This window comes from Sphingomonas sp. Ant20, assembly GCF_000783375.1.
Taxonomy (GTDB): Bacteria; Pseudomonadota; Alphaproteobacteria; order Sphingomonadales; family Sphingomonadaceae; genus Sphingomonas; species Sphingomonas aerolata.
The window spans coordinates 1-9,762 of the sequence record NZ_JRVI01000078.1 but is presented as its reverse complement, the minus strand read 5'-3'; the positions used below and the strand labels follow the sequence as shown (position 1 = coordinate 9,762).

Annotated in this window: 10 protein-coding genes and 3 pseudogenes; all 13 read left to right on the top strand. The window is 66.2% G+C overall.

Going from position 1 to position 9,762, the window contains the following annotated elements:
- Nucleotides 1-129: 129 nt before the first annotated feature.
- The 13 genes and pseudogenes from NI18_RS27010 to NI18_RS11505 all read left to right on the top strand — a co-directional run bounded on the left by NI18_RS27010 (nucleotide 130) and on the right by NI18_RS11505 (nucleotide 9,705).
- Nucleotides 130-579, top strand: a complete 450-nt coding sequence (locus NI18_RS27010; protein WP_052149158.1) for a hypothetical protein — start codon at nucleotides 130-132, stop codon at nucleotides 577-579.
- A complete protein-coding gene (locus NI18_RS27005; protein WP_052149157.1) occupies nucleotides 576-1,451 on the top strand; it encodes a YdbH domain-containing protein in 876 nt (291 codons plus the stop codon). The genes NI18_RS27010 and NI18_RS27005 overlap by 4 nt, the downstream gene beginning before the upstream one ends.
- A gap of 47 nt (nucleotides 1,452-1,498) precedes the next feature.
- Nucleotides 1,499-1,675 carry a YnbE family lipoprotein gene (locus NI18_RS23370; RefSeq protein WP_081874129.1) on the top strand — a complete coding sequence of 59 codons (177 nt, stop codon included), beginning with the start codon at nucleotides 1,499-1,501 and terminating at the stop codon, nucleotides 1,673-1,675.
- Nucleotide 1,676: 1 nt separating this feature from the next.
- Complete coding sequence (locus tag NI18_RS11550; protein WP_031439562.1) at nucleotides 1,677-2,057, top strand: YdbL family protein; 381 nt, start codon at nucleotides 1,677-1,679, stop codon at nucleotides 2,055-2,057.
- 264 nt (nucleotides 2,058-2,321) lie between these two features.
- A pseudogene (locus tag NI18_RS24355) lies at nucleotides 2,322-2,558 on the top strand (F0F1 ATP synthase assembly protein I); the annotation flags it as partial.
- A 153-nt stretch (nucleotides 2,559-2,711) separates the two neighbouring features.
- Nucleotides 2,712-3,470, top strand: coding sequence for a F0F1 ATP synthase subunit A (locus NI18_RS11540; protein WP_037529996.1), 759 nt, complete (start codon nucleotides 2,712-2,714; stop codon nucleotides 3,468-3,470).
- Between the two features lie 43 nt (nucleotides 3,471-3,513).
- Complete coding sequence (locus NI18_RS11535) at nucleotides 3,514-3,741, top strand: F0F1 ATP synthase subunit C (protein WP_031394300.1); 228 nt, start codon at nucleotides 3,514-3,516, stop codon at nucleotides 3,739-3,741.
- A gap of 55 nt (nucleotides 3,742-3,796) precedes the next feature.
- Nucleotides 3,797-4,291 (top strand): ATPase, encoded by a 495-nt coding sequence (locus tag NI18_RS11530; protein ID WP_037529994.1) that lies wholly within the window; start codon nucleotides 3,797-3,799, stop codon nucleotides 4,289-4,291.
- A 52-nt stretch (nucleotides 4,292-4,343) separates the two neighbouring features.
- Nucleotides 4,344-4,916, top strand: a complete 573-nt coding sequence (locus tag NI18_RS11525) for a hypothetical protein (protein WP_192003123.1) — start codon at nucleotides 4,344-4,346, stop codon at nucleotides 4,914-4,916.
- A gap of 182 nt (nucleotides 4,917-5,098) precedes the next feature.
- Nucleotides 5,099-5,418 (top strand): annotated as a pseudogene (locus tag NI18_RS11520) (SMR family transporter).
- A 402-nt stretch (nucleotides 5,419-5,820) separates the two neighbouring features.
- Nucleotides 5,821-7,733, top strand: a pseudogene (gene uvrC, locus NI18_RS11515) (excinuclease ABC subunit UvrC).
- 116 nt (nucleotides 7,734-7,849) lie between these two features.
- On the top strand, nucleotides 7,850-8,803 hold the full coding sequence (locus NI18_RS11510) for a polysaccharide deacetylase family protein (protein ID WP_037529992.1): 954 nt from the start codon (nucleotides 7,850-7,852) through the stop codon (nucleotides 8,801-8,803).
- Nucleotides 8,803-9,705 (top strand): GNAT family N-acetyltransferase, encoded by a 903-nt coding sequence (locus NI18_RS11505; protein WP_037529991.1) that lies wholly within the window; start codon nucleotides 8,803-8,805, stop codon nucleotides 9,703-9,705. The genes NI18_RS11510 and NI18_RS11505 overlap by 1 nt, the downstream gene beginning before the upstream one ends.
- Nucleotides 9,706-9,762: the final 57 nt, after the last annotated feature.

The window sequence follows — 9,762 nt, the reverse complement described above, 5'->3', positions numbered from 1 at the left end:
CGCTGACGCTGAACGCGAGCGGCGCGACGCTGCGGCTGGCCGACCGGGCTTTGCGATCGACGGCGTGCAGACCCGGATCGGCGCGCCGAGCGGGTCACGCGGCTCGACTTCGCGACGATCACCGGGCGGATGACGACGCAGGGAATCGCCGGCGCGTTCACCGGCGGGGCAGGGCAGATCGGCAATGTGCCGCTGCTGCTGAACGAGGCGGCGGGCGACTGGACGCTGATCGGCGGTGCGCTGGCGCTCGACGGCACGATGGGCGTCAGCGACGCCGCCGCCACCGCGCGGTTCAAGCCGGTTGCGGCGCGCGGCGTGACGCTGTCGCTGATCGGCGGCACGATCACCGCGGCCGGAACGCTGTTCGAACCGGTCAGCAGCACCAAGGTCGCCGACGTCACGCTGGTCCATGCCCTCGGCACGGGCATCGGCCGCGCTGACCTGCTGGTGCCTGGGATCGTGTTCGCCAAGGACGCGCTGCAACCCGAGGCGCTGACGCCATTGACGTTCGGCGTGATCGCCGACGTCAACGGATCGGTCAGCGGCGACGGCACATCGCGTGGACCCCCGACGGCGTGACGAGCACCGGGGTGTTCCGAACCGCCGGCACCGACCTTGCCGCCGCGTTCGGCCCGGTGACCGGGATTGCGACCGAGATCCGCTTCACCGACCTGCTCAACCTGCAAAGCGCGCCGGGGCAGGTCGCGACGATCCGCACGCTCAACCCCGGCATCCCGGTCAGCGACGGGACGATCCGCTATCAGACCCTGCCGGGTGCGCGCGTGCAGGTCGAGGGCGGGGCGTGGCCGTTTGCGGGCGGATCGCTGACGCTCGACCCGACGCTGCTCGATTTCTCCGCGCAGAGCGAGCGGCGGATGACGTTCCACATCGCCAACATGGCCGCCGACCAGTTCCTGCAGCAGTTCGATTTCAAGAATCTCGACGCGACCGGCATATTCGACGGCGTGCTGCCGATGATCTTCGACGAGACGGGCGGTCGGATCGAGGGCGGCGACCTGCGCGTCCGGCCGGGCGGCGGGACGCTCGCCTATGTCGGCGATCTCAGCCAGAAGGATCTCGGCATCTGGGCGAACATCGCGTTCCAGGCGCTCAAGTCGTTACGCTACCAGTCGCTCCGCGTCGGCATGAACGGGCCGCTCGCGGGCGAGATGGTGACCGACGTGCGCTTTGCCGGGATCAGCCAGGGCGAGGGGGCGAAGTCGAACTTCATCGTCCGCCGGCTGCAGAAGCTGCCCTTCGTGTTCAACATCCGGATCAAGGCGCCGTTTCGCGGGCTGCTCGATTCGGCGCAGAGCTTCTATGATCCGAAGCGGCTGATCGAACGCAACCTGCCCGCGCTGATCCAGCAGCAGTCCGCGCCGCCATCCCCCGGGCCTGCCGTTCCCGCAGCCCCATCCATTCAGCCCGCCGAAAGCAGGATCGTGCCATGACCGAAACAGGATTGAACAAGCTGGAGCAAAGACCGATCTTGCACAGGATGAGGACGATCGTCTTTCTGGTCACGACCGCCGCCGCCCTGCCGGGCTGCATCAACGTGTCGGCGCCGGACAAGCCGATCGAGATCAACCTCAACATCAATGTGACGCAGGAAGTGGTCTATCGTCTCGATGGCGAGGCGAAATCGCTGATCCAGCAGAATCCGGGGATATTCTGAGATGAAGATCAAGGCTTTGACGATGATCGCGGCGGTGGCTGTGCTTGGCGGCCTGTCGGTTGCCGCGTCGGCGCAGCGTGACCCCGCCTATGCCGCGGCGCGCGCGGGCGGCGAGGTCGGCGAGCAGCCCGACGGCTATCTCGGGCTGGTCGGCGCGGCGAGCGGCGATTTGCGCGCGCTGGTCAACAGCATCAACATCCAGCGCAAGTCGGCCTATACCGCCAAGGCGCAGGCGAGCGGCGCGACGGTCGAGCAGCTGGCGTTCACCAGCGGTTGCAACCTGATCGCGGGGACCAATCCGGGCGAGAAGTACAAGACGCCGGGTGGTGTGTGGAAGACGCGCACCGCCGCCGCGCCGGAGCGTGATTCGCGCTGCGTCTGAGCATGCCGTCCTGATGCCCTCCGTCATCCTGGGCTCGACCTAGGATCCAGAGCTGTACACGGTCCGCCTGCAGCTCTGGATCCTGACTTTCGTCAGGATGACGGATGGGACAGGGCGTAACGCGCCCCGCAGTCACCACATTGATGACGATACTGTCACACCGGTTGACTTGGCCCCCCCCCTTTTCTAAACGGACCGCGCCTTGGCGGGATCGCTCGTCGCTGCGTATATCTCCCCGGTGTCGTATCAGGTGGAGAGCATGTCGTGGCGGAGATCGAACCCGGACAGGACCCCTACGGTGTTGAAGATCCGCGACTTTCCGCGCTCGATGAGCGATTGAGGGAGGTCAAGGCTCGGGAGGCGCTGAAAAAGGGGCAGGGAGGGCCGGATGCCGAGCGGGGTTACTCGCAGGGCAATCGGGTCATCTCCGCCCTGATCGGGAGTCTCGTCGGCAGTGCGCTGATCGGATGGTTGATAGACCATTGGGTCGGCACTGGGCCTTGGGGTCTGATCGTGTTGCTGTTCCTCGGAATTGCGGTTGCGTTCAGGCAAATCATTCGAATTTCAGGCGACGCCCGGAGTAGCCGGGCGTTTGTCGTTTCAAGACGGCAGGGATTCCACGTGGCGGCAGAACAGGGCGGCAAGATCGATCCGATGCACCAGTTCCTGATCGAGCCGGCGTTCGGCTCGCACTGGATCGTAGGTGGTTACGACCTGTCCTTCACCAATTCCGCGATGTGGATGGTGGTGACTTTGGTCGCACTTTGGGCCTTCATGATCGGCGGGATGAAGCGCGAGCTCGTTCCCGGTCGCTGGCAGGCCGCGGTCGAGGGCTTTACGGGCTTCATCTCGGGCATGCTCGAGCAGAATGTCGGGCCCGGCGGCAAGCGCTTCATTCCTTACGTCTTCTCGCTGTTCATGTTCATCCTGTTCGCGAACATCATCGGCCTGCTGCCGTTCGGTATCGTGCCGGGCGTTCACCCGTTCACCGTGACCAGCCACATGACCGTTACCGGCGTGCTGGCGCTGATCAGCTTTGCGATCGTCCTGATCGTCGGCTTCGGCAAGCACGGCTTCCACTTCTTCTCGCTGTTCGTGCCGAGCGGCACGCCCGCGCTGATGATCCCGCTGATCTTCGTCGTCGAGCTGATGTCGTTCCTGGTGCGTCCGTTCTCGCTGGGTCTGCGACTGTTCGTCGCGATGACGGCGGGGCATATCCTGCTCAAGGTGCTGGCGGCGTTCGTGATCAACGGCATCAACCTGGGCGGCGTCTATATCGGTCTCGTGACCGCGCCGAGCATGCTGCTGATGATCGGCATCACGCTGCTTGAGCTGCTGGTCGCCGCGATCCAGGCCTATGTGTTCGCGCTGCTGACGTCGGTCTATCTGAACGACGCCGTGAACCTTCACTAAGTTTTCTTTCGAACCACTACTGATTTTCCAAGGGAGTTTTAACATGGACGTCAACGCAGCAAAGATGATCGGTGCCGGCCTCGCAGCGATCGGCATGGGCCTCGCCGCACTCGGCGTGGGTAACGTCTTCGCCCAGTTCCTCGCCGGCGCGCTGCGCAATCCGGGCGCTGCCGACAGCCAGCAGGGCCGTCTGTTCATCGGCTTCGCGGCTGCCGAGCTTCTCGGTCTGCTCGCATTCGTCACGATGATCATCCTGGTGTTCGTCGCCTAACATGCGCTGATCTGGCCGGGCGATATCCCGTCCGGCCGTATCACGAAGGACTACCATGCCCCAGATTGCCCAGATAGCCGCCACCTACGCTTCACAGATCTTCTGGCTGCTCCTCACCTTCGGGATCCTGTATTTCGGGATCGGCAAGGGGATGGTGCCTAAGATCGTGTCGACCGTGGACGCGCGTGAAGGCCGAATCGCGGGCGATCTGGCAGCGGCAGTCGCTGCACGGGCGCAGGCCGATACGGTCCAGGCGACCTGGCAGGCCGAAATGGATGCGGCCCGCGTCGCGGCACAGGCCGAGACCGCGGCCGCGGCTAAGCGGGCGGCGATGGCCTTCGAGCAGCAGGTCCATGCGGCCGATGCCGAAATCGCCGAGCGTCTGGGTCATCACGATCTCGCCGTGGCGAATGCGAAGGCGCAGGCCCTCGCCAATCTTCAGAATGTCGCAGCCGAAGCGGCACAGCAACTGGCCGACAAGGTTGCCGGACTTCAGGTGAGCCTGGACTCGGCGAGCGATGCGGTACGCAGGACGATGGCTCATGGCTAATACCCCCGCCGCCAACCCGGACGCACCGGCCAAGGTGATCTCGGCCGAGGGCATGGCGCCCGAAGGCTCGATCGACAATCAGGGGTTGCAGGGTCACACCGTCGCACCCGGGACCGTCGAGCATGTCGTCGACCCGACCGCGCTCGGCGTCAACTCGACCGGCTGGGTCGCGATCGCGATGATCATCGTCCTGGCGCTGATGGTGTGGAAGAAGGTCCCCGGCATGATCGGGCGGTCGCTCGACGCCAAGATCGCCGGGATCCGCACGCAGCTCGACGAGGCCAAGGCGCTGCGTGCCGAAGCCGAGGCGATCCGCGCGGAGTATGAGGCCAAGGCCAAGACCGCGCATCTCGAAGCCGAAGCGATGAAGGCGCATGCGCATACCGAAGCCGCGGCGATCATCGCCAAGGCCAAGGCGGGTGCCGAGGACCTGATGACGCGTCGCGCCAAGATGGCCGAGGACAAGATTGCCGCCGCCGAGCGCGCCGCGATCGCCGAGGTCCGTGCGCGGGCCGCCGACGCCGCTGCCAAGGCAGCCGGTATCCTGATCGCCGAGCATCACGATGCCGCCGCCGACCGCGCGATGGTCGATCGGTCGATCTCGGGGCTTGGCCGCCTGAACTAATCGTCTGTTCCCCCGCGAAAGCGGGGGGCAGGTTCTCACGACACAGCGCCCGCAACCCTGGACCCCCGCTGCCGCGGGGGAACGGTAGTTCGCTAGGCGCTTTTTTCGTTTTTCACAGGCGGTCGTCTCTTCCCGGGTTTCCGGCGGCTGCGTCTCCAATCTGAGCCCGTTGGAGATAATATATGTCCTGGCTCATCCTCGGCGTTGCCGTGATCACCGAAATCACCTGGCGCTCAGCCTCAAATGGGCAGCGACCGTTGCCACGTGGCAGGCGTCCAGCGTCCCGATCGTTCTGAGCTTCGTCAACATGGGCCTGCTCGCGCTCGCGATGCGCGGCCTGCCTGCTGGCACAGCCTATGCAATCTGGACCGGCGCTGGGGCGATCGGCGTGATCATTGGCGGGGTGATCCTGTTCGGCGACAAGGTCAGCGGCGTGCAGGCGTGTTTCATGGCGCTGACCGTTGTTGGCATCGTTGGGACCAAGGTGTTTGCGCAGGCCTGAGCTTCTGCCTTTGCCCGCAGGGCGTTCAGAAGGTTCGTTCACGCGAAGGCGCTATGGCGCGAAGAGAAGGATGGTTCACGCGGAGGCGCGGAGGCGCGGAGGGGGTGTGAGTGCCGCCATCGCGTCTGATCAATTGCTTGATTTTCTCCCCTCCCCTTCAGGGGAGGGGCTGGGGGTGGGGACTTTCCACGGGCGGTACGTTCGCGGCGCGGCCCCACCCCAACCCAACCCCTCCCCTGAAGGGGAGGGGCTTGTAAGGCTGCCCTCCGCGTCTCCGCGCCTCCGCGTCTCCGCGTGAACCATCCTTCCCTTCGCGCCGTCGCGCCTTCGCGTGAACATCACTGTCCTCGGCTGGCATAACCCCCTTCGACTCCCTAGATTCCCCAGCGATGTCCTCCCCCAATTCCCCCCGACCGTTTCAACGAAGACAAATCCACCTTCGCCGTCCGCGGCGGCGGCGAGGCGCCCGATCTTGCGGCGGGTGTCGCGGCGATCCGCAACGTGCTCGACACGCTGCCGATCCGCCCCGGCGTCTACCGGATGCAGGATGCGCGCGGCGACGTGCTCTATGTCGGCAAGGCGCGCGCGCTCAGGAACCGTGTCGCCAACTATGTCCAGGTCGAACGCCTGACCAAGCGCCTCCAGCGGATGGTGTCGCAGACCCGGTCGATGACGATCGTCACGACCAACAACGAGGCCGAGGCGCTGCTGCTCGAATCGCAGCTCATCAAGCGCTATCGCCCCGCCTACAACGTGCTGCTGCGCGACGATAAGAGCTTCCCCTTCATCCTGCTGCGCGACGACCATGATTTCCCGCGCGTCCAGAAGCACCGCGCGCCCGGCGCGCCAAGGGTAATTATTACGGCCCCTTCGCCAGCGCAGGGTCGGTCAACAACACGCTCAACGCGCTTCAGAAGCTGTTCCTGCTGCGCAGCTGCACCGACAGTTTCTTCAAAACGCGCGACCGGCCGTGCCTGCTCTACCAGATCAAGCGCTGCTCCGCGCCGTGCGTCGGCCGGATCGACGAGGGCGCGTACAAGGAGCTGGTCGAGGACGCGAAGAGCTTCCTCGCGGGCAAGTCGACCGGCGTGCAGGCGAAACTCGGTGCGCAGATGCAGGCTGCGGCCGAAAACATGGACTTCGAACTCGCCGCGCTGCTGCGCGACCGGCTGAAGGCGCTGACTTTCATCCAGGGCACGCAGGCGATCAACGCAGAAGGGGTGGGCGACGCGGACATCTTCGCGATGGCGTGCAAGGACGGCCTCATCGGCATCCAAGCCTTCTTCATCCGCGGCGGCCAGAACTGGGGGCATCGCAGCTTCTTCCCGCAGCACACCAACGACGTGCCCGAGGACGAGGTGCTGACCAGCTTTCTTGGCCAGTTTTATGAAGACGTGCCGCCCGCACGGCAGATCCTGCTCGACCGCGAGCTTCCCGAAGGCGCGTTGCTGGTCGAGGCGCTGGGCGAGCGCGCGGGCTACAAGGTTGCGGTGCAGGTGCCGCAGCGCGGCGATCGCCGCCGCCTGATGGATCAAGCCAAGCGCAACGCGATCGAGGCGATCGAGCGGCGCCAGGCCGAGTCGACGACTCAGGCCAAGCTGCTGCGCGAGGTCGCCGACCTGTTCGACCTGGCCGAGCCGCCGCAGCGGATCGAGATCTACGACAACAGCCATATCCAGGGCACTGCCGCGACCGGCGCGATGGTGGTCGCCGGCCCCGAAGGCTTCCGCAAGGGCCAGTATCGCAAGTTCAACATCAAGAACAAGGAGACCATCCCAGGCGACGATTTCGGGATGATGCGCGAGGTGTTCACCCGGCGGTTCGCGCGCGCGCAGGCCGAGGATCCTGATCGCGACTCGGGCGAATGGCCGGACCTGGTGCTGATCGACGGCGGCAAGGGGCAGCTCAACACGGTGAAGGCCGCGCTCGAGGAGCTCGGCGTCGAGGACGTGTGCCTCGTCGGGATCGCCAAGGGGCCGCAACATGGCCGTGACGGGCGTGAGGTATTCCACATGCTCGACGGCCGCGAATTCCAGCTGCCCGTCAACGCGCCGGTGCTGTTCTACCTCCAGCGGCTGCGTGACGAGGTCCACCGCTTCGCGATCGGCGTCCACCGCGACAAGCGCAGCAAGGCGATCGGCGCGAGTCCGCTCGACGAGGTCCCCGGCATCGGCCCCGCGCGCAAGAAGGCGCTGCTGATGCATTTCGGCACCGGCCGCGCGGTCCGCAACGCCAGCCTGCAGGATCTGCAGCAGGCGCCGGGCGTGTCCGCAGCGGTCGCACAGCAGGTGTATGACTTTTACCATTCAAGGTAATTCAGTTTAATAATGTTGATCAATCTTCAGCTGGGGCTGATAGATTGCGGAGGTCGGGTCACGCCTGTCTCGTAGGCGGAAACCTTATCTTCACCACGGGACACTAGGCCAGTGACGTGACCACGGCAGTTTTCCTGACGATCGACACCGAATTTGCCTGGCGGCACCACCGCGAGGGGCTTTGTAGCGATGCGATCTACCACCGGTCGGTCGAGCCCGCGGGGGTCGGGATCAGGTATCAGCTCGACAAGCTTGCGCGGTACGGGCTGAAGGCCTGTTTCTTCGTCGACCCGATGCCCGCGCTGACCTTCGGGATCGAGCCGGTCCGGCGGATGGTCGCGACGATCCTCGACGCGGGGCAGGAGGTTCAGCTGCATCTCCATCCCGCCTGGACCGCCGCGATCGCGCGGGACCGCGGCGCGAATCACGCAAAATTCGACCTGTCCGACTATCCGCTGGCCGAGCAATATGCGCTGATCCTGCGCGCCACCGAACTGCTGATCGACGCGGGTGCGCCCGACCCGATCGCGTTTCGTGCGGGCAGCTATGCCGCGAACGACGATACGCTCACCGCGCTCGCTGCGCTCGGTTTCGCCTATGACAGCAGCCATAACGGTGCGGCGGCGTGCGATGCGAGCAGGATCTCGCTGTCGCCGCGTCAGATCGCGCCGGTCGATGCGCAGGGCCTGATCGAGATCCCGGTGACCGTCATCGAGGATCGACCGGGTCAGTTGCGCACGCTGCAGCTCTGCGCCCTGTCCGCGAACGAGAGCCGCGATGCGCTTGAACACGCCGCGGCCCGGGGGCATGTCGCTGCGACGATCGTCAGCCATGGTTTCGAGTTGGCGAATCGGCAGGGCACGCGCGCGAACGCGGTCCATGTCCGCCGGTTCGAGGCGCTGTGCGCGACGCTGGCGGAGCTGCGCACGGATTTGCCGACCCGGCATTTCCGCGATCGCCCGCCGCTGGTCCTTGGCCGGCACGACCGGCCGCTGGCGCGCGATCCGATCCGGCGGGGCCTGCGCCAGGCCGAGCAGCTCTGGTCGAACTGGGTCGAAGAACGCGCCTGATGACCGCGGTCAGCGTCCGCCTGAAGTTCCAGCTCGGCGCCCGCACGCTGGCGACGATCCCGCGCCGGCTGGTGCGCGTCGCGCTGTCGCTCGACGATGTGCTGGCGGGCGATGTACCGATCCTGCCCGCGCTGCCGACACAGGCCGATGGCTATGTGATCACCTCGTTGCCCGCGGACCGGATGGACGCGCTCGAGACGCGTGGTCTGCTGACCGTCGTCCGGCAGCGTTATGTCCGGTATCACGCCGACCTGCGGATCGGCGAGGCGGCATGGCTCGCGACGCTGTCGGGCAGTGCGCGGTCGGGGCTGAAGCGCAAGACGAAGCGGCTGGCAGCGTTGTCGGGCGGGGCGCTCGACATCCGTGGCTATAGAACCCCCGCCGAGATTGCGGTGTTTCACCCGCTGGCGCGGACGGTGTCGGCGACGACCTATCAGGAGCGGCTGCTGGGATCGGGGCTGCCCGATGGCGAGGCGGCGCTGCAGGGTTTCAAGGCGCTCGCCGCGGCGGACCGGGTGCGGGCCTGGCTGCTGTTCGTCGAGGGCCGGCCGATCGCCTATCTCTGCTGTACCGCGCAGGGCGGGACGCTGCGCTATGACCATGTCGGGCATGACCCCGCCGAGAACGCGCTGTCGCCGGGCGCTGTGTTGCAGGTCGAGGCGATGCGGCAGCTGTTCGACGACCGCTTTGCCTGGTTCGATTTCACCGAGGGGGAGGGGCAGCACAAGCGGCAGTTCGCGACGGCGGGGACGGCGTGCGTCGATCTGCTGCTGTTGCGGCCGACGCTGGCGAACCGCGCGACGGTGGCCGCGCTGGGGGCGTTCGATGGTGCGGCGGGCTGGGCGAAGCGGGCGTTGTCGCATCCGCGAGTCGCGCGCATGGCGCGCGGGATCCGGCGCTGAGCGCGCCTGGGCCGGCGGATCTGGAACAAGCGGAGTTTTCGAGGCTCCCGTTCGTCA

Coding starts and splice junctions, on each gene's coding strand:
- NI18_RS11550 (WP_031439562.1), top strand. CDS start 1,677: ATGAAGATCAAGGCTTTGACGATGATCGCGGCGGTGGCTGTGCTTGGC.
- NI18_RS11540 (WP_037529996.1), top strand. CDS start 2,712: ATGCACCAGTTCCTGATCGAGCCGGCGTTCGGCTCGCACTGGATCGTA.
- NI18_RS11535 (WP_031394300.1), top strand. CDS start 3,514: ATGGACGTCAACGCAGCAAAGATGATCGGTGCCGGCCTCGCAGCGATC.
- NI18_RS11530 (WP_037529994.1), top strand. CDS start 3,797: ATGCCCCAGATTGCCCAGATAGCCGCCACCTACGCTTCACAGATCTTC.
- NI18_RS27010 (WP_052149158.1), top strand. CDS start 130: ATGACGACGCAGGGAATCGCCGGCGCGTTCACCGGCGGGGCAGGGCAG.
- NI18_RS11525 (WP_192003123.1), top strand. CDS start 4,344: ATGGCGCCCGAAGGCTCGATCGACAATCAGGGGTTGCAGGGTCACACC.
- NI18_RS11505 (WP_037529991.1), top strand. CDS start 8,803: ATGACCGCGGTCAGCGTCCGCCTGAAGTTCCAGCTCGGCGCCCGCACG.
- NI18_RS23370 (WP_081874129.1), top strand. CDS start 1,499: ATGAGGACGATCGTCTTTCTGGTCACGACCGCCGCCGCCCTGCCGGGC.